At 60.5% G+C, this 220-nt stretch carries 1 protein-coding gene; it reads right to left on the bottom strand.

Translation table 11 applies throughout. The features are described from left to right. The coding region (locus tag ACRCUN_RS34320) for a hypothetical protein (protein ID WP_462146053.1) at positions 1-220 on the bottom strand (220 nt) is incomplete at both ends.

Genomic DNA, 220 nt, shown 5'->3' with positions numbered 1-220 from the left:
CGCATCGATATCGGCGGCCACCGCCGCCGCCGCGCCCTGCGCATCACGGGTCACCGCATTGTCGGACTCCGGATGAAACAACGCCTCAAACAACTCCACCAACGACCGCGACGTATGCGGATTGTCGTTGAGCACCGACTCGATATGCGACTGACTGTAAGCAAAACCCGCCTGCCGCAAATACTTCGCATACGCCCGCAAAATCACCACCTGCTGCCAG

Source organism: Mycobacterium venezuelense, from assembly GCF_054919535.1.
This window is presented reverse-complemented; position numbering and strand designations above follow the sequence as displayed.